Below are 25,159 nucleotides of genomic sequence, written 5' to 3'. Positions count from 1 at the left end.
ACCAGGGGCGGATGACGCGAGAGACCAGATTCCAACGATAGATAACGACGAGAGAAGAGAGAGACTGATATGAAGCAGGAAGTGAGAGTAGAGCTTGCCGGCGGCAAGTACATCAGCTTTGAGACGGGGCGCATGGCCAAGCAGGCCTCAGGCGCGGCGCTGACCACGAGCGGCGATAACGTTGTTCTGGCGACGGCTGTGGCGGCGCCGGATCCGAAGGAAGGGATCGACTTCTTCCCGCTGACGGTGGAGTATCGCGAGTTTACTTATGCCGGTGGACGCATCCCGGGCGGCTTCATCAAGCGCGAGGGACGGCCGAGCGAGAAGGAGGTTCTGACGAGCCGCCAGATCGACCGTCCAATCCGTCCGCTGTTCCCGGAGGCCTTCCGCAACGAGACTCAGGTGGTTGCGTTCGTGTACTCGGCCGACAAGGAGAACGATCCGGACGTTCTGGGCATCAACGGCGCGAGCTGCGCGCTGGCGCTGAGTGACATTCCGTTCCACGGCCCGGTGGGCGCGGTACGCATCGGCATCGTCGATGACCAGTTCATCGTGAACCCGACGTACGAGGAGCGCGAGAAGAGCACGCTGAACATCATGGTCGTCGGAATGAAGGACGGCATCGTGATGATCGAGTCCGGCGCGAAGGAGATTGCGGAAGAACGCGTGGTGGATGCGATCGAGTTCGCGCACGGCGAGATCAAGAAAATCTGCACGGCGATCGAGGACCTGGTGCGGCGCGCGGGCAAGCCGAAGCGGCTGGTATCGGCGGTCGAGATGGACAAGGAGTATCTGGCTGCGCTGAAGGCGAAGATCGGCGCGAAGCTGGCCGATGCGCTGGACACGAAGAAGCATCCGAAGTTCGAGAGCTATGCGCTGGTCAAGGCGATCAAGGACGAACTGAAAGCGGAGCTTCCGGCGGATGATTCCGAGGCGGCGAAGAAGCTGAGCAAGTACTACGAGATTCTGCGCGAGAACATCTTTCGTGAGCAGGTTCTGAACGACCGGATTCGTCCGGATCACCGCGCGTTCGACGAGATTCGCGGGATCTCGATTGAGGTGGGCGTGCTTCCGCGCGTGCACGGTTCGGCGCTGTTTACCCGTGGCGAGACGCAGGCGCTGGTCTCGGCGACGCTGGGCACGACGGACGACTCGCAGCGGATCGAGACGTACGAGGGCGAGCAGAAGCGCCGGTTCATGCTGCACTACAACTTCCCGCCGTTCTCGGTGGGCGAGGTGGGCAGGATGTCGGGCGTTGGACGGCGCGAGATCGGTCACGGCGCGCTGGCGTCGCGTGCGATCGAGGCAGTGCTGCCGGGCGAGGATGAGTCGCCGTACACGCTGCGCGTGGTGTCGGACATCCTGGAGTCGAACGGATCGTCGTCAATGGCGACGGTGTGCGGAGCTTCGCTTTCGCTGATGCAGGCGGGCATCTCGCTGAAGGGCTCGGTTGCCGGCGTGGCGATGGGCCTGGTGAAGGAGGGCGACAAGTACGCCATCCTGACTGACATCGCGGGCGCCGAGGACCATTACGGTGATATGGACTTCAAGGTGGCCGGAACACGCAAGGGAATCACGGCGCTGCAGATGGACATCAAGATCATGGGCATCACGGCGCAGATCATGCGCGAGGCGCTGGAGCAGGCGCGCCGTGGACGTCTGTTCCTGCTGGACAAGATGGATGCTGTGGTCGGGGCGCCGAGCGAGGAGAAGTCGAAGTTCGCCCCGCGCATTCACACGCTGCAGATTCCGACGGACAAGATTCGCGACCTGATCGGACCGGGAGGCAAGGTGATTCGCGGAATCATCGACGCGACCGGCGTGAAGATCGACGTGGACGATACGGGCCGCGTGAATGTGGCTTCGAGCGATGCGGATGGACTGCAGCGCGCGATCCAGATGATCAGCGACCTGACGGCTGTGCCTGAGGTGGGCAAGACGTACCTGGGCAAGGTTGTGCGGCTGGCGGAGTTCGGCGCATTCGTCGAGATCTTCCCCGGCACCGATGGCTTGCTGCACGTCTCGGAGATCGCGGAGCATCGCGTGAAGGAAGTGAAGGACGAGCTGCGTGAGGGCGATCAGATCCTGGTGAAGGTGCTGGCGATCGAGGGCAACCGCATCAAGCTGTCGCGCAAGGCTGTGCTGCGCGAGCAGCGCGCGAAGCTTGGCCTGCCGGAGGTCGCTCCTCCGCAGGACAGTGACGGACGCGGACGCGTTGCTCCTGCTCCCGTTGCTGAGGCTGAGGGCTTGGAGGACGAGGAGGACTTCGAGGACGGCGACGAGGAGGGAGTCGAGGAGGGAGTCGAAGAGGGAGCCGAGGAGCCGAACTTCAACCGCGCAGATGCAGTGCCGCAGGTCGCTCCTCGTCAGGGCGGCGGGCAGGGTGCTCCGGGCGGACAGCGCAGGCCGGGTGGACGCCGTCGTCGCGGCGGACGTCGCGGTGGTCCAGGCGGCGGGTCGGGCGGCGGATCGCATCAGGGCGGCGGAAATCGCTAGTCTCTCAACAGAACAAATCAGGGAGCCACGCTTTGCGCGTGGCTCTTCTGTTTGGCGGAGCGGAGCGATGAGTGGGCGGGCAGGATGGCGGGGATACTGGCGGCGGAGCAAGAGGTGGACGACGAGGTTCTGACGCTGAGCTAAGGGCTGTTTCTCACAGGGTGGCGGGCGGTACACTGCAGGGGATGGCTGCGTCGATGTACATCGTCGTTGAGGGTGAGGACCCGGGCTTCGACACGTTCGTGAACGGGCGCGCACTGGCGCGGAACGAGGACGCGTTGGAGCGGCTGGCGCTGCGACTTGGGGTACGGCCGCTGATCGAGTTCTTCTCGGCGGACGAGAACTCGATGTCGCTGCTGATCGAAGAGGGCGCGGGGAATCGCGAGCTGATGAACCGGCTTCCTCCGCCGCAGTGGTATGCGGCTGCGGATGGGCTGGCGACGGTGGAGGCCCTGGTGGCTGCGTTGGAGCATGAGCCGCAGCAGCTTGGCTCAGAGGGCGAACAGGTGCTGGCCGAGCTGTTGGAGTATCGCAGGGTGCTGCGCAAGACCGGAGACCGGGGAATGCGGTGGCATCTGGCGGTGAGCTGGCGTTAGCTGCGCACGGGAACCGGCACAGAGACGAAGTGCTCGGCCTGATAGCGTGAGCCGGTCTTCATGAGATCTTCGATAGCGCCAGTACTCTGGATTCCTCCGCGGGCGCCTACGGCGGTGCAGTTGAGCGCGGCGGCGGCGCAGGCGAAGTCGAGCTGGCGTTCGAGCGGCCAGCCCTGGAGGAGACCGTAGATGAAGCCGGCGTGGAAGATGTCGCCGGCGCCTGTGGTGTCGGCGACACGAACGCGATAGGCGGAGGCGTAGTGGAAGCGCTCGCCGTCCCAGGCGAGGACGCCGTCGTGGCCGAGTGTGGCGGCGGTGAGGACGTTGTTGTAACCGCTGTGCATGCGGCGGAGTGCGGTCTCGAGGTCGGGCTCGCCGGTGAGGCGCGTGGGGAAGTCCCGGCTGACGATGAGATAGTCGATCTTTTCGAGAAGCTGTTCGACCTGGGGGTAGAGCTCGTCGAGATCGGCGATTACGGGGATTCCGGCCTCGCGGGCCCAGGTGGCGGCGCGGATGGCCGCGGCAGTGTCCCATCCGTCGACGTGAAGGGCGCGGGCGTTGACGATCCACTCGTGAGCGAGCTCTTCGGGATGAAGCGAGAGGGCGTCGTCGTGACGGTGGAGCACGGTGCGTTCGCCCTCGTTGTCGACGAGGATGAAGGACTGCTGGCTGGCGCAGTGCGGGACCGTGAGCAGATGCGCTTCGACGCCGAGGCGGGCGAACTCGTTGCGGTGGAGGTTGGCGGCGCTGTCGTCGCCGATTTTTCCGACGTAGCGGGTGTTGAGGCCCCACTGCTGGCAGGCCACGACGGTGCTTGCGACCTGTCCGCCGGGGAGAATCTTCGCGACGCCGAACTCGACTTTGGAGCCGGCGGAGGGAAAGTGGGGGAGGGGGATTACCGTGTCTGTGGCATTCAACCCGACGCCGACCAGGTCAACCTTCGACGTTTTCGTCATCTTTTCACTGTAAATGAAAATGACGGTGTCTGCCTCGGTTGCGGGGCGGGAGAGTGCTTGCTCGCGCTGCTTTCAGCCGGTTCTTACGATGCCGAGGGGAGGTCGCCCTCGCCCAGCTTGCGATGGAAGAGATCAAGAACGACGCGGTAGAGCAGAAGTGCGAGTTCGGGGTCGTAGCGCGGACCTTCGTCGCGCATGAAGGCGTGAGCTCCGTTGACCTCGTGCCAGCTGAGGCGCGTGCCGAGTTCGTTGAGGCGGGCGAGAACCTTCAGGCGGCCTTCGAGCGGGATATGCGGATCCTGCCGGCCCCAAATCATGACGAGTTCGCCGCAGATGTCGGCGGCGCGTTCGAGAGAGTCGTCTGCCATGCCCTTGCCGAGGCTGTGCTTGTGCAGGTCGGTGGCGTAGAAGCAGGCGGTGGCGAGGACCTCGGGGCTCATGGCGGCACGGAAGGCGAGGTGGCCGCCGATGCAGATTCCCATGGCGCCGATACGGCCTGTGCAGTCAGAGCGCGAACGGAGATGATCAATGATGGCGCGGGTGTCGGCGTCGAAGGACTCGACGGACTTGGTGGTCTTGAGGGCGTTGCCGCGGTCGGATCCGGCCTGATCGTAAGAGAGTACGGTGCCGGCGGGCTCGAACTCGTGGTAGATCTCCGGGGCGGCAACGACGTAGCCGTGTCCGGCGAGCATTGCCATCATGCGCCGGATGGGACCGGTGATCTGAAAGATCTCCGAGTAGAAGAGGATGGCGGGATAGCGGCCGGGCGCGGCGGGTCGCGCGATGTGCGTGCGCATGGGACCGCTGGGAGTGTCGAGCGTGACGTATTCGTCGGCGAAGATGATCAAGAGAGCTTCTCCTGGGATGACGCTGGAGGAAGGGTACCATTCGTGGCATGGCTCGGCGGGTGAGCCTTTCGCTGATTCTGCTGTGCTCGACTGGATCGCGGTGGCGAGCTATCGCTTGATGAGCAGCCGTTCCTGCGACTGAAGCGCAGGTTTGAGGTGCGCTACGCAGAGGCGGTCAGCTAGTTGCGGGAAGAAAGCGCGACGACGGGAAGCCCTGCACGCGGAGCTGAAGGCAGCGCCAGGCTTCGACGGAGTACAGGACGACCTTGTGATAGATGGTGTACTCCGGCGGCCAGAGCGAGGGGTGGGTATGCCAGTCGATGGAGAGCGCAGGCTGGTGCAGGTCGTGAGTGTTGAGGATGAGCGAGGTGCGGCCGAGGTGGTAGGGCGAGCTGACGACCTCGGCCGAGGACCAGCCGTGCTGATGCATGATCTGCGAAGAGTAATAGATGTTCTGGATGGTGTTCTGCGCCTGGCCCTCTTCGAAGATGTCTGCCGGGGGGACTCCTTGCGAGGCGGCGAGCTGCCCCATCGTGTGGGCCTCGACGAAGTGATTGTGTGCGGGGCCGCCGGTCATGATGATGTGTGGGGCGACGCCGGCCTTGTACTCGCGCACGCCTTCGAGGGCTCGTTCGCGCTGCTCGGGCGAGGGGGTGCCATCGAGCCGCGATGGCGTGCCGAGGACAATGATGGTGTCGAAGTGCGTGGCTGCAGTGTTGTGGGTGGGAAGAGTGATGTAGTTGCCGTAGACGATGAGGGCAAGGGTGAAGGCGATGAGGACCAGGGCAAAAAGCGTTCGTTGAAGGAGCTTCACGCAGATGAGGGTATCAGGCGGCTGAAAATTATTGTTCCGTTGCAGCGGTTCGAGCCTGAGACTATGCGGGAGAGGGAAAGTCCGAATGACGAAGAAGTTGCCGGCGGTAGCAATGTTCGTGTTTGCGACGATGGTGGAGGCAAAGTCGCCGAAGCTGAATCTGCATCTGGTTCACAATAACCCGCTGGAGATGCGGAAAGAGATGCAGATTGAGCGGCTGGCGGAGAAGTACGACCTGACGAAGTACACGCTGACAACGGAGATCGCGATTGAACAGGGCGGCATGGCGCATTCAAAGCCGGTGCTGACGCTGAATGGGCGGTTTATGGATGACGATGACCTGGCCCTGTCGCAGTATGTGCATGAGCAGGGACATTGGGTGCTGGGAAAGCATCAGCAACAGGTGCGAGCGTTGTTTGACGATCTGAAGAGGGCGTTTCCGGGGCTTCCGACGACCTATCCGCAGGGAGGGTTTGGAGAACAAGACACATACCTGCATCTGCCGGACTTGATGTTGGAGTGGCAGGCGATGGAGGACCTGGTCGGGGAAAAGCGGGCGCTGGCAGTGATGAAGTTCAAAGAAGGAGACCACTACACGGAGTTGTACAAGACGGTGATAGAGAATCGGGAGGAGATGGAGCAGATCCTGAAGCGGTATGGGATCGGGTGGTGATGCGACCTCACGCGATGGCTTGTTGCAGGAGCGCGGAGATGCTGGCGATGGGCGTGAGGGTTTCGGCAGACAGATTGAAGCGGTTTTGAAGATATTCGGGGGAGTTGTAACTTAGCCAGACCTTGCCTTCGTTGTCCTGCCATGCGAGAGCCTTGAGTGGAAGTTCGATCGCGGAGAGCGGGTTGGCAAGCATGATTGGGGTTCCACCCTTCGGATTGCCGAAGATGAGAAGTTGTGTGGGTGGCATGTGCAGGCCGGCCTTCTCGGCTTCGCCGCTGTGGTCGACCCGCGCGAAGACAGCAACGTTCTTCGAACGGAGAATGGCTTCGAGGCGGTCGAGGGTCTCGGAGACGGTGTAAGGGCTGGGGTGGGTGATGATGCCATTGGCGGTTGGCATTTTGGCTCCTGTGGTCACACTGTAGTACCGAGGGTGACGAGGCGGGATGGTTCGGGGAAGTGCTGAGGGTGAATGGCGCTCGCGAGGTGCGCGAGGCCCTGTGTCAGCGATGGAATGGCAGGCGTGTTCAGGTACTCGTCAGGAATGCAGTAGACGCGGCGGTTGCGAACGGCGGTGAGATGTTGCCAGCCGCGCTGCACAACGACACGGTCGAGCGGAACACGGTCTCCAGCCCCGCACCACGCGAAGAGAAGAATATCAGGGTCGAATGCAGCGATGGTCTCTGGAGTCGTTTGGATGCCGGGTGTTCCGACGAAGGTGCCGCCGCAGGCGCCTATCAGTTCCGCGATCCACGGTTGAGAGTGGATGAGAGGCTTGCCCCACTCCTCGCAGTAGACGGTTTGCCTGGGAAGATTGTTGGTGGCGGATTCGAAGTCTGCAACGGCGTGCTCAAAGGCTTCGATCATTCCCTGCGCCTCGGCAGAGCGATCCACCTGGCGGGCGATGAGGCGGGTGTCCTGAAGGACATCGGAGAGGGTGTGCGGTGCGAGAGCGAGGACGGGGAATCCAGTCTTGAGGATGGCGGCAAGAGATTCGAGCCGGTAGGGGACTGAGGCGATGACGAGATCAGGTGCGACGGCGGTGATTTCGTCGGTGGTCGTTGTCCAAGAGTCCGCGATGATCGGCAGCTTGCGTGCCGCCAACTCGGGCAATGCTTCGACGCAATACTTTGTGTGGGCGCAGAGCGTGTCGAGGCGACCGAGCGCATTGAGCGTCAGCGTGACTGAGGGTTGAAGGCTGGCGATTCGCATCACTAACTGAAGAGAAACTCCTTGGTGCGGAGTTCCTTGACGGTGTCGCGCAGCTTGGCGGCCCTTTCAAACTCGAATTTCTTTGCGGCCTCGCGCATGTCGGACTCGAGTCTCGAGATGTAGGCGTCGAGCTCCTCCTGGTTGGCGAAGTCGGGCATGTCGCCGGTCTCCTCGGTGAGGTCGGCGTAGTCGGCTTTGAGGATTCCGGCGAGGGCCATCTCGGTGGGTCGGATGATGGACTGCGGCGTGATGCCGTTCTCTTCGTTGAAGACCTCCTGAATCTCGCGGCGGCGGTTGGTCTCGTCGATGGCGCGCTGCATGGACTCGGTCATCTTGTCGGCGTAGAGGATGGCGCGGCCTTCGAGGTGACGGGCGGCGCGCCCGATAGTCTGGATCAAAGATCCCTGCGAGCGCAGGAAGCCTTCCTTGTCGGCGTCGAGGATTGCGACGAGCGAGACCTCGGGGAGGTCGAGGCCCTCGCGCAGGAGGTTGATGCCGATGAGGACGTCGTACTCGCCCTTGCGCAGGTCGCGGAGGAGCTTGATGCGTTCGAGGGTCTCGATCTCGGAGTGCATGTAGCGGCAGCGCACGCCGACCTCGGTGTAGTAGCCGGCGAGGTCCTCGGCCATGCGCTTGGTGAGCGTGGTGACGAGGACGCGCTGGTTCTTCTGGGCGCGCTCGCGAATCTCGGCGAGCAGATCGTCGATCTGGCCTTTGACGGGGCGAATCTCGACGTTGGGGTCGGTGAGGCCGGTGGGACGGATGATCTGTTCTACAACCACACCTGCGGATTTAGTGAGCTCGTAGGGGCCGGGTGTTGCGGAGACGTAGATGATCTGGCCGGTGCGCGACTCGAATTCCTCGAAGCGGAGCGGGCGGTTGTCGAGCGCGGAGGGCAGGCGGAAGCCGTAGTCGATGAGGTTCTGCTTGCGCGAACGGTCGCCGTGCCACATGCCGTGGAGCTGTGGGACGGTTACGTGCGACTCGTCGATGAAGATGAGGTAGTCGCGCGGGAAGTAGTCGAGCAGAGTGGGCGGCGGCTCACCGGGCAGGCGGCCGGAGAAGTGGCGGGAGTAGTTCTCGATGCCGTGGCAGTAGCCGACGGACTTGATCATCTCGAGGTCGAAGCGCGTGCGCTGGTGGATGCGCTGCGACTCGACGAGGCGGCCTTCTTTTTCGAGCTGTGCCTCCCAGTCGGTGAGCTCGGAGACGATGGAGTCGATGGCGGCAGACTTGCGCTCGGGCTGCACGACGTAGTGGGACTTGGGGTAGATGGGAAGGCGGGAGTACTTCTGCCTGACGGAGCCGAAGAGGGGATCGATCTGGGAGAGGGAGTCGATCTCATCGCCGAAGAGCTCGATGCGGTAGGCGTTCTCATCGTAGGTGGGATAAACCTCGATGACGTCGCCGCGCACGCGGAAGGTTCCGCGGCGGAAGTCGACGTCGTTGCGGTCGTAGAGGATCTCGACAAGACGGCGGGTGATGTCTTCGCGCTTGATGCGCTGGCCCTTTTCGAGCATCAGCAGCATGCCGTAGTAGGCCTCGGGCGAACCGAGGCCGTAGATGCAGGAGACGGAGGAGACGATGATGGCGTCGCGGCGCTCAAAGAGCGAGCGGGTGGCGGAGAGGCGCAGCTTGTCGAGCTCCTCGTTGATGGTGGCCTCTTTTTCGATGTAGAGGTCGCCGGAGGGAATGTAGGCCTCGGGCTGGTAGTAGTCGTAGTAGGAGACGAAGTACTCGACGGCGTTGTGGGGGAAGAACTGCTTGAACTCGTGGTAGAGCTGGGCGGCGAGGGTCTTGTTGTGCGCGAGGATGAGCGCGGGCCGGTTGACCTCGGAGATGATCTTCGCCATGGTGAAGGTCTTGCCGGAGCCGGTGACGCCGAGCAGGACCTGGTCCTTCTCGCCGGCGTTGAGGCCGGAGGCGAGCTCGCCGATGGCGCGGGGCTGGTCTCCCTGCGGTTTGTAGGTGGAGGTGAGTTGGAAGTCCATCACCCCATAAGATAGTGGAAGAGGCACGGAGGATGCTGAATGAGTGAAGGAACGCAGTTGTGGCTGATTCGCCACGGAGAGACGGAGTGGAGTCTGAGCGGGCAGCATACGAGCAGGACGGATATCCCGCTGACCGAGCATGGACGGAGACGGGCTGAGGAGCTGCGGGATTATTTGAAGGGAACGAAGTTTGAAGCGGTGTTTGTGAGCCCGATGCAGCGGGCTCGGGAGACCTGCGCGATTGCAGGCTTCGGGGATCATGCGGTGGTGGACGACAACCTGAAGGAGTGGGACTACGGCGTGTATGAGGGCAAGACCACGGCGCAGATACGCGCGGAGGTCCCGGGCTGGAGTGTGTGGAAGGATCCGATCATTGATGGCGAGACCGCAGAGCATGTTGGGGAACGCGCGGACGCGGTGATTGCGCGGGCTTTGAAGGCGGCGCCTTCGGGCGGTAAAGTGGCTCTCTTTGCGCACGCGCATATTCTGCGGATTCTGGGAGCGCGGTGGGTTGAGCTTGAGGCGCGGAAGGGAAGCATCTTCGCGTTGGGAACGGGGAGCGTGAGCGTTGTTGGGTGGGAGCGCGAGACGAGGGTGATTCTGGGCTGGAATCGTGGTTTTGAGGACTAGGCAGAGCGGGTCCGGTAGAGGGAACGGGAGGTGAGATGGGAGTCTATCTGTGGATAGCCCTTGGGAGCGCAATCGGAGGGGTGGCGCGTTACGCATTGACGAAGTATCTGCTGCCCACGAGCATGCATTTTCCGGCGAGCACCGTGCTGATCAATGTGCTGGGTTCGTTCGTGATCGGCTTCTTCGGAACACTGACGGTTGCAGGAGGCCGGTTTGCCGTTCCCGAGAACATTCGCATGTTTGTAATGGTGGGGATCTGCGGTGGATTTACGACGTTCTCGTCGTTCAGCCTGCAGAACTTCGACATGATGCGCTCGGGGATGTGGGGCAAGGCGCTTCTGAATATCGGCCTTTCGGTCGTGCTCTGTCTGTTGGCCGTGGGTATGGGGCATGCGATTGCGGACCGCGCCGTCCACACGCCGGTGATCGCGCAGACGGAGGAAGAGGAGTATACGGGTTAGGCTGGTCGGGTTTTGATGTGCTCCGGCTGCAGGCCCATGCCGATAAAGCGCGCGGTGAGGTACTTGAAGCCGGGGATGCTGGTGAGGATTCGCAGCGACAAGGGAAGCTTGACCGGGGCCGGGTTATTGAGGACACGGTTGAGAACTCCATGCGCGAAGACCTGGAAGCGTTGCGTATTGTGTACGGCTCGTTCGCGATACTGCTGCACATGTTGGAGATGATGAGGCGTAAGGGAGTTTGACTGCAGGGCTTCGGTGAGAAGGTTCGCGGTCGCGACGGCATCCTGCAGCGCGATGTTGATGCCGATGCCTCCTACGGGTGACATGGCGTGGGCGGCGTCGCCGATGCAGAGCAGGCCCGGAGAGGACCACTGGCTGAGCCGATTGACCTGCACGGTGAGCAGCTTGACCTTGTCCCAGGAGTCGATCTCGGCGACGCGATTGGCGAGGAAGGGTACGACCTGCGCGATGCTCTGCTGGAAGGATTCGAGTCCCTGCTGCTGCATCTTCTCGAAACCGTTCTTCGGAATAAGAAAGGCGATCTGAAAGTAGTCCAGCCGGTTGATCAGCACAAGGAAGTGGCCGTAGTTGACGTAGCCTAGACCGTTTTCGGGATCATCGGGACTTCGGCTGAGACGAAACCATAGCACGTCGATCGGCACTCCTTCTTCGATGAGGGGGAGGTGAGCGGCCTCGCGGGAGGTGGGATGGCGTCCGTCGCAGCCAACGGTGAGGGTCGCGGGGATCTCCACGGCGCCGTTGGGTGTGTTGGCAATCACTCCGGTGGTGGCTCCGTTATGGTGCATCAGTCCGGTTGCCTCCCAGCCCATGCGGAGCTTGAAGGAGGGGAATTGGTATGCCTCCGAGGCGAGGAAGTTGAGGAAGTCCCACTGCGGCATCAGGGCGACGAACTTTGCATGGGTGGGAAGGTGAGACAGGTCTGCCATGGTTACGATCTGATCGCCTACGCAGATGGAGGCTCGCCGGAGCTCGGAGTGACGTATGGCGAGCAACTTGTCGAGGAGGCCGAGTTCGTACATGAGCTCGAGCGTCGAGGGGTGGATGGTGTCGCCGCGAAAGTCGCGGAAGAAGTCGTTGTGCTTCTCAAGGACGGCTACTTCGATGCCGGAGCGGGCGAGGAGGAAGCCGAGCATGATGCCAGCTGGGCCTCCGCCGATGATGCAGCAGGTGGTCTTTGCGATGGTGGCGTTGGGCGGCATCATGAGTGCGATGAGGGTAGCAAGGTGCTTTTGCAGGGTCAAAGGCTGAAAACGCTGGCGGGCGTGCTAGATTCTAGCCATCCCATTCTGATTCAGGAGATGCGTATGCGGTGGTTTCGCTCGATGTGCGTTGTTGCGGTAAGTGTGACGAGTTGCGTGTCGCTGGCCGCGGGCTCGAGCGACGAGGAGCGGGGGAAGGCGTGGTGGGCACATGTGCAGTACCTGGCGGACGACTCGATGCGTGGTCGTCTTACGGGGAGCGAGGAGTATCTGAAGGCTGCGGCGTATGTGGTCGATAAGTTCAAGTCGTATGGGATGGAGCCGGCTGGGTTGAACGGCGGGTTTTATCAGGCGGTGAAGTTCGATGTGCAGCGCGTGCTGGCGGATAAGTCGTCGATGAGTCTGGTGGCCGACGGCAAGGTAGAGCCGCTGGCGCTCGGCACGGATGCGATACTTGGCACGCGGGCAGCGCAGGCTGGTAAGGTCGATGCGCCGCTGGTGTTTATTGGGTATGGTTTGCATCTGCCAGAGGCGAAGTATGACGACTTCGACTCGGCGGAGGTGCCGTGGGCCTCGCTAAAGGGCAAGGTTGTGGTGTACATCAACGGCGGTCCGACGGATCTGCCGGGGCCGCTGAAGTCGTATGCGCGGACGGCGCCATTTGTGAAGGCGCTGCGCGATGCTGGAGCGGCGGGCGCGATCTCGATTCCTACGCCGAAGTCGATGGACTTCGGCTGGGCGCGCGTCGCGAGCGGGGCTTCGCAGCCGGGGATGCGGCTGGCGGCAACGCCTGACGCTGCGTCGGTGGCGGCGAAGCATCCGGCGCTGGCGGACGAGCGCGGTGCGATGTTTTCGGCGACCTTCAATCCGGCGGAGGCGGAGAAGCTGTTTGCCGGGACGGGCCACACGTTCGCCGAGATGCTGGCGCTGGCGGATGCGCACAAGCCGCTGCCGCGGTTTGCGCTGAACAAGGGTGTGCGGGCGACTGTTGTGGGCGAGCACTCGACGGTCGAGTCGCCGAATATCGTGGCGAAGCTGGAGGGCTCGGACCCGAAGCTGAAGAACGAGTACGTGGTGGTCTCGGCGCATCTGGATCACCTTGGGGTCGGCGTTCCGATTCACGGCAAGACGATCTATAACGGCGCGATGGACGATGCTTCGGGCGTTGCGAGCGTGCTCGAGACGGCGAAGGCGTTCAGCGAGTCGAAGGTGCGGCCGAAGCGGTCGATTCTGTTTGTGATCTTCACGGCCGAGGAGAAGGGCTTGCTCGGGTCGCGTTATTTTGCGGGGCATCCGACGGTGCCGGAGGGCTCGATTAAGGCGGTGCTGAATCTAGATATGTTCATGCCGATCTTTCCGCTGAAGAAGCTGCATGTGCAGGGTCTGGAGCAGTCGACGCTTAAGATCGATGCGAAGAAGGTGGGCGAGGAGCACCACATCGTCGTCGCGGGTGATCCGGAGCCGGATCGTAATTCGTTCATCAGGACAGATCAGTACAGCTTTGTGCAGGCCGGGGTTCCGGCGCTGGCGTTCAAGTTCGGCTGGGAGGCCGGGTCGCCGGAGCACAAGGCGTGGCGCGGGTGGCTGGCGGAGCGGTATCACTCGACGGCGGACGACCTGTCGCAGCCGGTAAATCTGGTGGCGGCGGCGCAGTTCAACAGCTATTACTACGACTTGGCGCGGACGGTGGCGGATGACCCGGCGACGCAGCACTATCTCGATACGAGCTTCTTCAAGCGCTTCGAGAAGTGATTCCCACGCGGGCTGCGGTGGTTGAGAAGCAGGTTTCTCCGCTGCGGCCCTGCGGGGCCTTCGGTCGGAATGACACTCCATCGAGGGGAGCGGGTAAGCTGGAGGTATGTCTTTTGCTCCCCGTCTGATTGTCTTCGACCTTGATGGAACGCTGATCGATTCTCGGATCGATCTTTGCAACTCGGTTAATGCGATGCTTGCGCACTTCGGGAAGCCGCAGCTTCCGGAGGCGGTGATTGCTGGTTACATCGGCGATGGGGCGTCGATGCTGGTGCGGCGGGCGCTGGGCGATCCGGAGGGCGACTTCCACGATGAGGAGTTTGTCGCGGAGGCGCTGGGGTTCTTTCTGGAGTACTACAAGGTTCATAAGCTGGACTACACGTATGTGTATCCGGGGGTGATGGAGGCGCTGGCGGCGATTCGCGCGGCGCGGCCGGAGGTGCTGATGGCGGTGCTGACAAACAAGCCGGTGAATCCTTCGCGGGCGATCTGCGATCACTTCGGGCTGTCGCCGTACTTCTTTCAGAACTACGGCGGGAACAGCTTCCATACGAAGAAGCCGGACCCTCATGGGCTGCTGGCGCTGATCGCGGAGGCTTCGGCGATCACGGAGACGGCGGTGGCTCCTGGGGAGACCCTGATGGTGGGGGACTCGGGTAACGATGTGCTGACGGCGCGGGCTGCGGGAGCGCGGTCGCTGGGGTGCATGTTCGGACTGGCTCCGCATTCGCTGGAGGCGGTGCAGCCGGACTTTCTGGTGGACTCTGCCAGCGAGTGGGTCGGGATTGCGGGAGTGGACTCCCCCCGTACCTTATTGCGCAAAGTCTTCGATTGATTGGGGTTAGGTTGGTACTTCGGGTTTTTCGATTACTTAAAAAGCGAAGGCCTCGGTTCTTTGCCGGGGCTTTTTGTTTCTAGTTCTATTTTAGCGAACGGCGGGTAATTAATCGGCAACGTGTATTTCGTTTAGTTTGATGGGGTTAGGGGATATCGGGGCTTGACATTTTTTTTGGGTCGCCGGAGTTATGGCGCTACAGGAAAATTCAGGTCCTTCGACTCCGCGCTTCGCGCTGCGCTCAGGATGGCACATATCTGTGGAGGAGCTTTTATGTCCGGGCTAAAGCCCGGACCTACCTCAGGGACACAAGACCGGACCCCAGGTACAGCGATCCGGTCTTTGTGCGATCGTCCTATTAGCGGATAGAGATGTCGCCTGAGCCGGTGTTGGCGCGGATGGTGGGGCCGCCTCCGTTGACGGTTCCGGAGATGTGGTGCCGATTGAGGGAGCCCTGCATGGAGATGGGCTGGGAGACGTTGACCGAGCCGGAGCCGGTGTCGGCGATGAGGTTGAACTTGGCTCCGCTGCCGAGGTCCATGTGGATGGAGCCGGAGCCCGTGGAGAGCTTCCAGTCCGTGGAGGGGTTGCCTTGGACCTCGATGTCGCCGGAGCCGGTGGAGGCTTTGAGGGCGCCGTTGACGCCGTGGAGGCGAACGGAGCCGGAGCCGGTCTCGGCACGGACGTCGCCTGGGCCGGACTCGTGGAGTTCGACGTCGCCGGAGCCGGAGCCGAGAGTGGCTGCGCCCTGGATGCCGGTGGCACGGACGGAGCCGGAGCCGGTCTGGGCCTTGAGGGTGGCGCCGACGCCGTCGATGGTCATATCGCCGGAGCCGGTGGCGGCGGCGATGATGGAGGCGCGGGGAAGGGTGACGTCGTAGTCGATGGAGATGTTGCGGTAGAGGTCGTTGTCGCCGTGTGTTTTGCCGATGGTGATGTCGTTGCCGCTTTGCACGATGGGCGGGTTGTTGGCGATCTGCTGGACGCGGGAGTCGACGTCACTGCCGCCGCTCATCCAGCTACTGTTGGCGTGGATGTGGCCAGTGATGTGGACCTGGTTGTCGGAGCCGGGCTTGAGGCGGATGTAGCCGGAGCCGGTGGCGACTGAGACGTTGGGCGAGCCGGAGACGTTGAGGGTGCGGTCGAAGGTCTTGTCGGCGGCAAAGGCCGTGGTGGTGATGGCGAGACTGGCTGTGGCCAGAAGGATTCTTGCGTTCATGAAAGTGGCCTCCGTTTACGTTGGGGATTACGTCGGGATGGCGGAGTTTGTTCCCGATTTTGTGACGAACCTTGACGGGACGCGGTCGTGGTAGAGAAGCAGGTCCCTCCACTCCGCGCTGCGCGCTCCGGTCGGGATGACAAACTTTTAATGGGGGCCTGAATGTCCGGGCTAAAGCCCGGACCTACCCGTCCGTGACAGATCTGACTGGCTGCTGATGCGATTCAGCCTACTGCTGGAGGATGACGGTGTCGCCGGCGTTGAGTCCGGAGAGGACTTCGGTGCGGGTTCCGTTGGAGATTCCGGCCTTGATGGAGACCTTGCGGCGACCCTTCTTCTGGCTGGAGTCGGGGACCTCGACGGAGGCGTTGCGGTCCTTGTCGTAGATGACGGATTGCTCGGGTACGGTGAAGACGCCTTTGTGCTCCTCGAGGAGGATCTCGGCGTTGGCGGTCATGTTGGCCTTGAGCTCGCCGCCGGGGTTGTCGATGGAGACGCGAACCTCAAAGGTGGTGACGTTGTCCTTCTCGACGCCAAGGGGGGCGATCTTAGTGACCTTGCCGAGGAAGGTCTTGTCCTTGAAGGATTCGACCTTGATACGGGCTGGCTGGCCCATGTAGACCTTGCCGATATCGGACTCGTCGACCTTGCCCTGGACGTACACCTGTGTGGTGTCGCCGATGGTCATGACGAGGGTGGCGGTGGAGCCCATGACGAGGATGGAGGAGACGGCGTCGCCTAGCTCGACGTCGCGGGAGAGGATGACGCCGTCCATGGGGGAAGTGATGGTGGTGTAGGAGAGCTGCTCCTCAAGCTGCTTGAGGGAGGCCTCGGACTGCTGGACCTGGGCCTGCGCCTGGTGGAGCTTGGAGGTGTCGACGGCGATCTGGGCGACGGCCTTGTCGCGGGTGTTGGCGGCGGCGAGGTACTTCTGCTGGGCGTCGTCGAGGGCCTGCTGGGAGACGACTCCGTCTTTGGACATGGAGAGGGCGCGCTCGTAGGTGTTCTTGAACATGGGCAGGTCGGGCGCCTCGGCGTTGACCTTGTCGTACTGGATGGCGGCCTGGGCGGCGCGGGCGTTGGACTCGGCGGCGGCGAGCTGAGCCTTCTGCGCGTTGACCTGGGCGAGAATCTCGATCTGGTCGAGCTGGGCGAGGACCTGACCCTGCTTCACCTGCTGGTTGATGTCGACGTAGAGCTTGGTGACGATACCGGAGGCCTTGGATTTGGCCTCGACCTTGGTGATGGGCTGAACCTTGCCGGTGGCGACGACGGAGCGGGCGATGTCGCCCTTTTCGACCTTGGCAAGCTGGGAGGGCTCAAGCTTGGCGCTGTTGCCGCGGGCGGCGGCCGCGATGCCGAGGATGGCGGCGATGACGAGGGCGATGACGGTGCCCCAGATCCAGAGTCTGCGCTTCTTGTTTCGCTGTGTGGCCAAGGTCATAGCTCCTGCAGAGTGCTGCTGCGGTTCGGAAAGAAATAGGTCCATGTCCCGGATGTGGTTACGCAGCGAGAGGCGCAACGGTTCCCTGGACCGGCGAAAAGTTTCAGAGTGAATCGTACTTTAGACGAGGAGTGAGGGGTATGGGAGAGAAGGGACAGCAGGACAGCCAATGATCGCAAAGGAACTGGGCTTTAGCCTCTGGTTCGAAAGATAAAGATATTGTAGCTGGCAACCGCCGCGGCAGATGATGGCGGAAAAGTGTCATGAGAGTGTTTTCGCTGGTTCGGTGTGCGGGGGAGGCTCAGGCGTACTTGCGGAGGACTCCGAGGACCTTGCCCTGGATGGTGACGCTGGCTGCGGGGGCGAAGATGGGGGCCATCTCGGTGTTGGAGGGCTGTAGGCGGATCATGTTGCCCTCGCGGTAGAAGCGCTTGAGGGTGGCGTCGGAGCCGTCGACGAGGGCGACGATGATCTCTCCCTCACGGGCGGTGCGGGTGCGCTCGACCAGGACGTAGTCGCCGGAGACGATGTGCTCGTCGCGCATGGAGTCGCCGCGGACCTCAAGGGCGAAGACCTCGCGGTTGCCGATGATGTCGCCGAGGGAGATGCTCTCGGCGGTCTCGATGGCCTCAACGGGCTTGCCGGCGGCGATGCGGCCGAGCAGAGGGAGGCGGTCGGAGCCGCGGCGGGAGCCGCGGGCGGGTAGGACGTCGATGGAGCGGCTGCGGTTGTGCGCGCGCTGCAGCAGCCCCTTGTTCTGCAGATTGGTGATGTGCTTGTGCACGGTGGCGAGCGAGCTGAGGCCCAGGCCGCTGGCGATCTCCTCATACGAAGGGGAGTATCCGTTCTTCTGGGTGAAGCCGGAGAGAAAGTCGAGGACCTCTTTTTGCCGTCGCGTAATAGCCATGCGGAGATTGTAGCGAATAAAAGGCGAATTGCAATAGCTTTCTTGATGCGTGGCCTGTGGTCCGCGAATCCGTTTCGTCGCGAAAACGACGAAGGCCCCCGGAAGTCTCCGGAGGCCTTCGTTTAGAGGCTGACGGTTTAGTACATGCCGTCCATGCCGCCGTGGTTGTGGCCGCCGCCGGCGGGGGCTTCCTTCTTCTCCGGGATCTCGGAGATCATGGCCTCGGTGGTGAGCATGAGGCCAGCGATGGAGGCGGCGTTCTGGAGTGCGGTGCGCGTGACCTTGGTCGGGTCGATGACGCCGGCCTTGACCAGGTCCTCGTAGACGCCGGTTGCGGCGTTGTAGCCGAAGTTCTGATCCTTCGACTCAAGGATCTTGCCGATGACAACCGCACCCTCTGCGCCGGTATTCAGGACGATCATGCGCAGCGGCTCCTCGAGCGCGCGACGGATGATGGCGGCGCCGATCTTCTCATCGCCATCGAGCGACTTGAGGATGTCGTCGACGGCCGATGCGGTGCGAACCAGCGCGACTCCGCCGCCGGGGACGATGCCTTCCTCGACTGCAGCGCGGGTTGCGTGCATCGCGTCCTCGACACGAGCCTTCTTCTCCTTCATCTCGGTCTCGGTGGCTGCACCGACCTTGATGACGGCGACGCCGCCGACCAGCTTGGCGAGGCGCTCCTGCAGCTTCTCGCGGTCGTAGTCGGAGGTGGTCTTGTCGATCTGAGCGCGAATCTCCTTCACGCGGCCCTCGATGTCACCAGCCTTGCCGCCGCCGTCAACGAGGGTGGTGTTGTCCTTGTCGATGGTGACGCGCTTGGCGGTGCCGAGGTCCTCGATCTTGACGCCCTCGAGCTTGATGCCGAGGTCTTCGGTGATCGCCTTGCCACCGGTGAGGATGGCGATGTCCTGAAGCATGGCCTTGCGGCGGTCTCCGAAGCCGGGAGCCTTGACGGCAGCGACGTTCAGGGTTCCGCGCAGCTTGTTGACGACGAGCGTGGCGAGCGCCTCACCGTCGACGTCCTCGGCGATGATGATGAGGGGCTTGGCGGTGCGGGCGATCTGCTCAAGCAGGGGGAGCAGGTCCTTCATCGAGGAGATCTTCTTCTCGTAGATGAGGATGTAAGGGTTCTCGAGAGCGGCTTCCATGCGCTCGGCGTCGGTGACGAAGTAGGGCGAGAGGTAGCCGCGATCGAACTGCATGCCCTCGACGACCTCAAGCTGAGTCTCCATGGTGCGGGACTCTTCGACGGTGATGACGCCGTCCTTGCCGACCTTCTTCATGGCCTCGGCGATGATGGTTCCGATCTGCTCGTCGGAGTTGGCGGAGATGGTTCCGACCTGGGCAATCATGTCGCCGGAGACCGGCTTCGAAAGCTTGCTGAGAGCGCCGCCCACGGCTGCGCCGTTCTCGTCGCGCTTGCCGACGATGGCCTCAACGGCCTTGTCGATGCCGCGCTTGAGAGCCATCGGGTTCGCGCCGGCGGCAACGGTCTTGACGCCCTCGCGGTAGATGGCCTGCGCCAAAACGGTCGCGGTGGTGGTGCCGTCGCCGGCGACGTCGGAGGTCTTTGAAGCAACTTCGCGGACCATCTGTGCGCCCATGTTCTCGAGGCTGTTGCCGAGTTCGATCTCCTTGGCGACGGTGACGCCGTCCTTGGTGATGGTGGGGGAGCCGAACTTCTTCTCGATGACGACATTGCGGCCCTTCGGACCGAGCGTCACCTTCACCGCATCGGCGAGCGTGTTGACGCCACGCAGGATCGCCTGACGCGAATCTTCTCCATGCAGAATCTGTTTTGCCATTTTTCTTCTCCTCGCACCGCATTGGGCGGCTGCGTTGAATATTGACCTCAGGGGCTAAAGCCCCGTCGGTGAATCGGCTGATTCACACGGCTAAAACCGTGTGCTTAACGCTGAAGGTTGCGGAGGGGTTAGAACGCGGCGGTGCCGCTCTTCGCCGTCCGCGAAGGACTACTTGACGATGCCGAGGACTTCTTCTTCGCGCATGATCAGTAGCTCTTCGCCGTCGAGCTTGATCTCGGTTCCGGAGTACTTGCCGAAGAGGATCTGGTCGCCTGCCTTGACGTCGAGCGGGAAAACCTTGCCTTCGTCGTTCGACTTGCCCTTGCCGACGGAGATGACTTGCCCCTGCTGTGGCTTCTCCTTGGCGGAGTCGGGAATGATGATGCCGCCACGAATGCTCTCGCCCTCTTCCACGCGACGGACCAGGATGCGATCGTGCAGCGGTGTAAATGTCTTTGCCATTGCTTAGCTCTCCTTGTTACTTTGTTTTGCCGAACGGAAGCACCGCCCGGGTTGAAACGCGCATCGGGCTCCCAGGGCAAAGTCTCGTCCTGCGGCACGATGCAAACTATTGGAAACGCTACCCGCTGCCTCCCACGGGGAGCCTGTCTGAGCCAGACTCTTCTTGCGGGGCCTTACAGCCGGTTAGCACTCTAGGCTTCCGATTGCTAACGATAGGGGAGGGGGCGGGCGGATGTCAACTCGTTCAAGATGAAATATGAGTGAAACCCACGCAACCCGACGCTCGAGGGGAGATGGGGGAGCAAATGCTGCGCTCAACGTCGTAGAATGAATGCCACTATGTTGTCTCGCCGCTTCTCATACTGGTCCCGTATCGCCCTTATCTGTGTCACCGCACTGGTAGCCGCCTCAAGCCTGCTCGCGCAGGACTCGCCGATGAAGCGGGGAAGGAAATACAAGCCACCTCCGGAGACCTCGAAGATCACCGTGCAGGTGACCAAGAAGGCGAACGGCAAGCCGATTATGAACGCGGCCGTGATCTTCAATCCGTTCAAAGACGGCAAGGACATCGGAAACCTCGAGGTGAAGACGGGCCCTGATGGGAAGGCTACGATCGATATCATCCCGACGGGATCGCTGGTGCGGGTGCAGGTGATCGCCAACGGCTTTGCAACGTACGCCGAGGACTTCCAGGTGGACGAGCCCACACGCGAGATTGCGATTGCGATGCTGCGGCCGCAGGAGCAGGCGTCCTCGTATACAGACAACACAGGCAAGGAATCCAGCCGCAAGGCGGGGGTCCAGGAACCCGCAAGGCCGAAGTCAACGAATTCGACTACGCCGAACGCTGCTCCGCCGTCACAGGGGACGACCTCTACTGCTCCTAAGCAGTAGCGACCTCATGATGAATCCTCTCTCGGCGAAGCCGCTTGCGGGTAAGACTGCGCTCGTCACCGGCGCGGCCAAACGCATTGGCCGCGCGATCGCACTGATGCTTGCGGAGCACGGCGCCGACGTCGCCATCACGTATCTCGGCTCACAGGTCGAGGCGGAGCAGACGGTTCGCGATCTGGCCGCGTTTGATGTGGATGCGCTGGCGGTTCGGTGCGATCTTGGCGACCCGGAGAGCATTGATGCGACGGTGGCTGAGGTCGTCGAACAGTTTGGCAGGCTTGATCTGGTGGTGAACAACGCCGGGGTGTTTGAGTCGGTAGTGCTCGAGGAGATTACGGTTGCGCAGTGGGACCGGATGTTTGCCACGAACACGCGTGCGCCGTTTCTGGTGGCGCGGGCTGCGGTTCCACATCTGCGGGCGGTGCAGGGGAGGATCGTAAACATCGGGTCGCTGGGCGGGACGCATCCGTGGGCGACGCACGGCCACTACTGCACGTCGAAGGCGGCGCTGCATATGCTGTCGGAGACGATGGCGAAGGCGTGGGCTCCGGAGATCAGCGTGAACTGCGTGGCGCCGGGCATGATCGTTCAGGGTGAGATCGAAGAGGCCTACGAGCACTTCGCGCGCAAAACCCCGATGCAGCGGAACGGGACCGCGGAGGACGTGGCTGCGGCGGTGGTGTTCTTTGCGACAGCGCCGGAGTTTATTACGGGGCAGCTTCTGACGGTGGATGGCGGGCTGGGGCTTTAGGTCAGCGCGTCGGGTCGATCTCCATGCCGAAGCGCGATAGCTCGCGCTTCTGCAGGTTGTAGTCGACGAAGAACCCGATGCCGATGGCCAGAGGGATGAGGCCGACGGCGGCTCCGGCGAGGACGTTGCGCTCGTGCAGGATCACACAGAGCGTGATGAAGAAGAGCATGAGACCAATTCCCGAGGAGACGAGAACGATGCCGGCTCGGCGGGCGTTGTTGAGACTGCGCAGCGGATCTTTGGGCGGGCGCTCTTCTTCATGGGCTTTGCCGAGAACCTTTTCGATGTCGTCGACGGACATTCCGCGGGCGAGCATGGCCATGCGCTGATCGGCGCGGATGCGCTTGGTGTGGGCATCGGACCAGATACCGGCGATGATGGCGACGATGGCGACGACGAACGCTCCCAGGGGAACGATGAGCGGGCTGTGAAAGATTTCCATGTGCTGGACCTCCCTTTTCTGCCAGCGTTAGACAATACGGTTGCGGTTAAGTTTCACTCGTTGTGCTGAAACTTTGGCGATGCGCGGAGGTCTAACGCTTCCTGTGAGTGCCGATCTCAGCTTCGAGCAGGTGGTGCGGGAGAATCAGGCGATGGTCTTTCGCACGCTTTATCGGCTGACGGGGAGCAGGGAGCATCTCGACGATCTGGCTCAGGAGGTCTTTCTGCGGTTGTATCGGGCGCTGCCGAACTTTCGCGGTGAATCGCTAGTGACGACGTATCTCTATCGGATTGCGGTGAACGTCGCTCAGAACGAGTGGAAGCGGCGGAAGAGGGCGGATCGGCCGCTGGTCTCGATGTCGGACGAGACGAGTGCGTGGGAGGAGCGGCTGGAGCATCCGGAGCGCAATGCGGAGCAGCAGATGGAGGAGCGCGAGTTCCGGCTGCGGGTGGAGGAGCAGTTGCAGGAGTTGAGCAGCGTGGAGCGAACGGTGCTCGTTCTTTACCACCAGGAGGAGCGGAGCTATGAGCAGATTGCGGCGGCGCTGAATATGCCGATCGGAACGATTCGGACGCATCTGCATCGCGGAAGGAAGAAGCTGCGGGAGAGATTGCAGGCCAGCGAAGGGAGAGCTGTATGCGCGGTGAAGAGATGAGTCCGGAGGAGATGGCGGCGCTGGCTCGCGAGGAGGAGCGGGCGTTTGAGGATCGGATTGTTGCGGCGCTGGAGCGGGCGCCGGATTTGTCGAGCTCGATTCCTGCGGATTTTGCGGAGCGCGTTGCAGCGAAGCTTCCGGCGCGGCGTCTGGTGGCGGTGAGGACGACTCACTATGGGCGGAAGGTGATGTGGTGGTCGCTGGCGGTGCTGTTGGTGATGCTGGTGTTGGTTGCGGTGCGAGGGGCGGAGCGCTCGACGATTGGGGCTGCGGTGGAATGGACGCTGTATGGTCAGTTTCTTGCGATTGCGATCTGGCTGGCGGTGCGGAGGTGGAGGGCGAGCTAGCTCTTTCGCTTGTGTTCGCGGACCAGGTCGAGGAAGAGCTGGTGGACGCGGAGGTCGTGGCCTAGCTCGGGGTGGAAGGTGGCGGCGAGGAGGTGATCCTGGCGGACGAGGACGGGGTCGGAGTCGCGGGTGGCGAGGGTTTCGACGGCGGGGCCGGTGCGGGTGATGCGGGGGGCGCGGATGAAGATCATCTCGAGCGGGCCGCCGGGGAGTTTGGAGTCGGCGTTGAGGATGGTGGAGTCGATCTGGCGGCCGTAGGAGTTGCGCTCGACGGTGACGTCGAGGGCACCGAGGGATCTCTGGACGGGGTTGGTGACGTCGGTGGCGAGGAGGATGACACCAGCGCAGGTTCCGAAGGTCGGGGTCTTGTGGACGAAGTCCTTGAGGAGGTCGAAGAAGCCGCGCTGCTCGAGGAACTTGAGCATGGTGGTGGACTCGCCGCCGGGCATGACGAGGCCGTCGATGCCTTCGAGATCGGTGGGGAGGCGGACGAGGCGGGTGTGGGCTCCGAGCTTGCAGAGGGTGAGGTCGTGGGCCTGGTAGGCTCCCTGGAGGGCGAGGACTCCGATGGTGAGTTGTGGCTGTTCGTCCGGTGCGGCGCCTGTGGTCATATGTCCCCCTCCCGTACCTTTTTGTGCAAAGTCTTCCAAAGATTGCACTTAGTCTGGTACTTCGCCAGTCACGTGGCGCAGCTTTGGGGCTATTGGGGTGCGGTCTCTGGTGTCTCTATTTCCAGTATAGAGAATGGAGGGGAATTAATCGGCACTGCACAAGTATTTTGGGGTCATTGACTTAGGGGAGATTGGGGCTTGACAAGAGATTTTTCGGGGTAAAACAGCGATGGTGGCTGCTTCTTGTTGATAGGAGACGGTTTGCTGTGGCTGAAGCTGAGCCCTTGATTACGAGGTTCGAGCTTCGCTCGAATGAACCCACGTCTCAGAATCGAGACGTGGGGCACCCGGCTTTGATGAGTTACGAGTCAGAGGTGAGGTTAGATCTGGGCGGTGCCGCCGTCGACGAAGAGTTCGATGCCGTTGACGAAGCCGGAGTCGCTGGAGGCGAGGAAGAGGGCGGCGGTGGCGATCTCCTCGGGCTGGCCAATGGTGCCGCGGGGAACCATGCGAATGAACTGTTCCTTGGCTTCCTTGGGGATGTGGTCCCAGACGCCGGTCTCGATGGGGCCGGGGCTGAGGACGTTGACGCGGATCCTGCGGTCCTTGAGGTCGACGAGCCAGGTTCGCGCGAAGGAGCGGACGGCAGCCTTGCTGGCGTTGTAAACGCAGAAGGCGGGGAAGCCCTTGATGCCGGCTATGGAGCCGTTGAGGATGATGGACGACTCGTCGGGCATGAGGGGCAGGGCCTTCTGGACCGTGAAGAGGGTTCCGCGGACGTTGGTGTTGAAGGTGGTGTCGAATTGCTCCTCGGTGACGGCTCCGATGGGAGCGGCGTCGCCGTATCCGGCGCTGGCGAAGAGGATGTCGATGCGGCCCTTCTCTTTTTTGACCTGATCGAAGAGGCGGTCGAGGTCGGCCAGATTGGAGGCGTCGCCCTGGACGCCGGTCACGTTGCGGCCGATGGACTTGACGGCCTCATCGAGCTTCTGCTGGTTGCGTCCGGTGATGAAGACGTAGGCTCCCTCTTCGACGAAGAGCTTTCCGGTTGCGAGGGCCATTCCGCTGGTTGCCGCGGTGATGACCGCTACTTTTCCGTCGAGTTTTCCCATGATGTTTCCTTTTCGGCCGAATCGTA

Annotated in this window: 26 protein-coding genes; 11 read left to right on the top strand and 15 right to left on the bottom strand. The window is 62.4% G+C overall.

The genetic code is table 11. The features are described from left to right. Nucleotides 1-69: 69 nt before the first annotated feature. Together pnp and Q363_RS12390 are read left to right on the top strand one after the other, a co-directional pair. Nucleotides 70-2,496: a polyribonucleotide nucleotidyltransferase gene (gene pnp / locus Q363_RS12395; RefSeq protein ID WP_035350487.1), complete on the top strand. Its 2,427-nt coding sequence runs from the start codon at nucleotides 70-72 to the stop codon at nucleotides 2,494-2,496. Nucleotides 2,497-2,681: 185 nt separating this feature from the next. Next, a complete protein-coding gene (locus Q363_RS12390) occupies nucleotides 2,682-3,092 on the top strand; it encodes a hypothetical protein (protein WP_035350486.1) in 411 nt (136 codons plus the stop codon). Here Q363_RS12390 and Q363_RS12385 read toward each other — a convergent pair. From Q363_RS12385 to Q363_RS12375, 3 genes are all read right to left on the bottom strand, one after another. Next, nucleotides 3,089-4,048, bottom strand: a complete 960-nt coding sequence (locus Q363_RS12385) for a carbohydrate kinase family protein (protein WP_035350485.1) — start codon at nucleotides 4,046-4,048, stop codon at nucleotides 3,089-3,091. The two genes, Q363_RS12390 and Q363_RS12385, sit on opposite strands and share 4 nt — an antisense overlap. An 83-nt stretch (nucleotides 4,049-4,131) precedes the next feature. After that, the gene (locus tag Q363_RS12380) at nucleotides 4,132-4,896 is read right to left on the bottom strand and encodes a dienelactone hydrolase family protein (protein WP_035350484.1); all 765 of its coding nucleotides are present in this window, start codon (nucleotides 4,894-4,896) and stop codon (nucleotides 4,132-4,134) included. 175 nt (nucleotides 4,897-5,071) lie between these two features. Then, a complete protein-coding gene (locus tag Q363_RS12375; protein WP_035350483.1) occupies nucleotides 5,072-5,710 on the bottom strand; it encodes a YdcF family protein in 639 nt (212 codons plus the stop codon). Between the two features lie 85 nt (nucleotides 5,711-5,795). Between Q363_RS12375 and Q363_RS12370 the strand changes: the two genes are divergently transcribed. After that, nucleotides 5,796-6,383 (top strand): hypothetical protein, encoded by a 588-nt coding sequence (locus tag Q363_RS12370; RefSeq protein WP_035350481.1) that lies wholly within the window; start codon nucleotides 5,796-5,798, stop codon nucleotides 6,381-6,383. Between the two features lie 7 nt (nucleotides 6,384-6,390). Here Q363_RS12370 and Q363_RS12365 read toward each other — a convergent pair whose 3' ends face one another. The 3 genes from Q363_RS12365 to uvrB are packed head-to-tail and all read right to left on the bottom strand — an operon-like array spanning nucleotide 6,391 to nucleotide 9,583. Further along, nucleotides 6,391-6,780, bottom strand: a complete 390-nt coding sequence (locus Q363_RS12365; protein WP_035350479.1) for a DUF302 domain-containing protein — start codon at nucleotides 6,778-6,780, stop codon at nucleotides 6,391-6,393. Nucleotides 6,781-6,794: 14 nt separating this feature from the next. After that, on the bottom strand, nucleotides 6,795-7,592 hold the full coding sequence (locus tag Q363_RS12360) for an ABC transporter substrate-binding protein (protein ID WP_035350477.1): 798 nt from the start codon (nucleotides 7,590-7,592) through the stop codon (nucleotides 6,795-6,797). Between the two features lie 2 nt (nucleotides 7,593-7,594). After that, nucleotides 7,595-9,583, bottom strand: coding sequence for an excinuclease ABC subunit UvrB (gene uvrB / locus Q363_RS12355; RefSeq protein WP_035350476.1), 1,989 nt, complete (start codon nucleotides 9,581-9,583; stop codon nucleotides 7,595-7,597). Nucleotides 9,584-9,622: 39 nt separating this feature from the next. Here uvrB and Q363_RS12350 point away from each other — a divergent pair, with 39 nt between their 5' ends. Both Q363_RS12350 and crcB read left to right on the top strand, forming a co-directional pair. Further along, nucleotides 9,623-10,213: a histidine phosphatase family protein gene (locus tag Q363_RS12350; RefSeq protein ID WP_035350474.1), complete on the top strand. Its 591-nt coding sequence runs from the start codon at nucleotides 9,623-9,625 to the stop codon at nucleotides 10,211-10,213. Between the two features lie 35 nt (nucleotides 10,214-10,248). After that, on the top strand, nucleotides 10,249-10,674 hold the full coding sequence (gene crcB, locus Q363_RS12345; RefSeq protein WP_035350471.1) for a fluoride efflux transporter CrcB: 426 nt from the start codon (nucleotides 10,249-10,251) through the stop codon (nucleotides 10,672-10,674). Here the strand turns inward: crcB and Q363_RS12340 are convergent. Next, complete coding sequence (locus Q363_RS12340; RefSeq protein ID WP_245632180.1) at nucleotides 10,671-11,936, bottom strand: FAD-dependent oxidoreductase; 1,266 nt, start codon at nucleotides 11,934-11,936, stop codon at nucleotides 10,671-10,673. The genes crcB and Q363_RS12340 overlap by 4 nt on opposite strands. A gap of 63 nt (nucleotides 11,937-11,999) precedes the next feature. On the opposite strand from Q363_RS12340, the gene Q363_RS12335 reads away from it, so the two are divergent. Beyond that, the gene (locus tag Q363_RS12335; RefSeq protein ID WP_035350469.1) at nucleotides 12,000-13,646 is read left to right on the top strand and encodes a M20/M25/M40 family metallo-hydrolase; all 1,647 of its coding nucleotides are present in this window, start codon (nucleotides 12,000-12,002) and stop codon (nucleotides 13,644-13,646) included. Between the two features lie 106 nt (nucleotides 13,647-13,752). After that, nucleotides 13,753-14,481, top strand: coding sequence for an HAD hydrolase-like protein (locus Q363_RS12330; RefSeq protein ID WP_035350467.1), 729 nt, complete (start codon nucleotides 13,753-13,755; stop codon nucleotides 14,479-14,481). Between the two features lie 358 nt (nucleotides 14,482-14,839). Here Q363_RS12330 and Q363_RS12325 read toward each other — a convergent pair whose 3' ends face one another. The 5 genes from Q363_RS12325 to Q363_RS12305 all read right to left on the bottom strand — a co-directional run bounded on the left by Q363_RS12325 (nucleotide 14,840) and on the right by Q363_RS12305 (nucleotide 20,321). Next, the gene (locus Q363_RS12325) at nucleotides 14,840-15,700 is read right to left on the bottom strand and encodes a DUF4097 family beta strand repeat-containing protein (protein ID WP_035350466.1); all 861 of its coding nucleotides are present in this window, start codon (nucleotides 15,698-15,700) and stop codon (nucleotides 14,840-14,842) included. Nucleotides 15,701-15,929: 229 nt separating this feature from the next. Next, nucleotides 15,930-17,144 (bottom strand): efflux RND transporter periplasmic adaptor subunit, encoded by a 1,215-nt coding sequence (locus tag Q363_RS12320; protein WP_051978696.1) that lies wholly within the window; start codon nucleotides 17,142-17,144, stop codon nucleotides 15,930-15,932. Nucleotides 17,145-17,445: 301 nt separating this feature from the next. Beyond that, nucleotides 17,446-18,051 (bottom strand): transcriptional repressor LexA, encoded by a 606-nt coding sequence (lexA, locus tag Q363_RS12315; RefSeq protein ID WP_035350464.1) that lies wholly within the window; start codon nucleotides 18,049-18,051, stop codon nucleotides 17,446-17,448. 137 nt (nucleotides 18,052-18,188) lie between these two features. Next, nucleotides 18,189-19,859: a chaperonin GroEL gene (gene groL / locus Q363_RS12310; protein ID WP_035350463.1), complete on the bottom strand. Its 1,671-nt coding sequence runs from the start codon at nucleotides 19,857-19,859 to the stop codon at nucleotides 18,189-18,191. Between the two features lie 168 nt (nucleotides 19,860-20,027). Then, on the bottom strand, nucleotides 20,028-20,321 hold the full coding sequence (locus Q363_RS12305; RefSeq protein ID WP_035350462.1) for a co-chaperone GroES: 294 nt from the start codon (nucleotides 20,319-20,321) through the stop codon (nucleotides 20,028-20,030). Between the two features lie 339 nt (nucleotides 20,322-20,660). On the opposite strand from Q363_RS12305, the gene Q363_RS12300 reads away from it, so the two are divergent. Together Q363_RS12300 and Q363_RS12295 are read left to right on the top strand one after the other, a co-directional pair. Then, a complete protein-coding gene (locus tag Q363_RS12300; protein ID WP_035350461.1) occupies nucleotides 20,661-21,215 on the top strand; it encodes an Ig-like domain-containing protein in 555 nt (184 codons plus the stop codon). Nucleotides 21,216-21,222: 7 nt separating this feature from the next. Beyond that, nucleotides 21,223-21,966 carry an SDR family NAD(P)-dependent oxidoreductase gene (locus Q363_RS12295; RefSeq protein WP_035350460.1) on the top strand — a complete coding sequence of 248 codons (744 nt, stop codon included), beginning with the start codon at nucleotides 21,223-21,225 and terminating at the stop codon, nucleotides 21,964-21,966. Between the two features lies 1 nt (nucleotide 21,967). Here the strand turns inward: Q363_RS12295 and Q363_RS12290 are convergent, their stop codons facing one another. After that, nucleotides 21,968-22,408, bottom strand: a complete 441-nt coding sequence (locus tag Q363_RS12290) for a DUF6249 domain-containing protein (RefSeq protein ID WP_035350458.1) — start codon at nucleotides 22,406-22,408, stop codon at nucleotides 21,968-21,970. Between the two features lie 103 nt (nucleotides 22,409-22,511). Between Q363_RS12290 and Q363_RS12285 the strand changes: the two genes are divergently transcribed. Together Q363_RS12285 and Q363_RS12280 are read left to right on the top strand one after the other, a co-directional pair. Then, nucleotides 22,512-23,063 carry an RNA polymerase sigma factor gene (locus Q363_RS12285; protein ID WP_035350542.1) on the top strand — a complete coding sequence of 184 codons (552 nt, stop codon included), beginning with the start codon at nucleotides 22,512-22,514 and terminating at the stop codon, nucleotides 23,061-23,063. Then, nucleotides 23,045-23,410 carry a hypothetical protein gene (locus tag Q363_RS12280; RefSeq protein WP_035350457.1) on the top strand — a complete coding sequence of 122 codons (366 nt, stop codon included), beginning with the start codon at nucleotides 23,045-23,047 and terminating at the stop codon, nucleotides 23,408-23,410. The genes Q363_RS12285 and Q363_RS12280 overlap by 19 nt, the downstream gene beginning before the upstream one ends. Here the strand turns inward: Q363_RS12280 and pdxT are convergent. Both pdxT and Q363_RS12270 read right to left on the bottom strand, forming a co-directional pair. Then, nucleotides 23,407-24,021 (bottom strand): pyridoxal 5'-phosphate synthase glutaminase subunit PdxT, encoded by a 615-nt coding sequence (pdxT, locus tag Q363_RS12275; RefSeq protein ID WP_035350456.1) that lies wholly within the window; start codon nucleotides 24,019-24,021, stop codon nucleotides 23,407-23,409. The genes Q363_RS12280 and pdxT overlap by 4 nt on opposite strands. Nucleotides 24,022-24,401: 380 nt before the next feature. After that, the gene (locus Q363_RS12270) at nucleotides 24,402-25,133 is read right to left on the bottom strand and encodes an SDR family NAD(P)-dependent oxidoreductase (RefSeq protein ID WP_035350455.1); all 732 of its coding nucleotides are present in this window, start codon (nucleotides 25,131-25,133) and stop codon (nucleotides 24,402-24,404) included. Between the last annotated feature and the right edge of the window lie 26 nt (nucleotides 25,134-25,159).

The sequence above is a fragment of the Edaphobacter aggregans DSM 19364 genome (assembly GCF_000745965.1).
Lineage (GTDB): Bacteria > Acidobacteriota > Terriglobia > Terriglobales > Acidobacteriaceae > Edaphobacter > Edaphobacter aggregans.
Note: the sequence above shows the minus strand (reverse complement) of the source record. Positions and strands in the feature narration are given on the sequence as shown.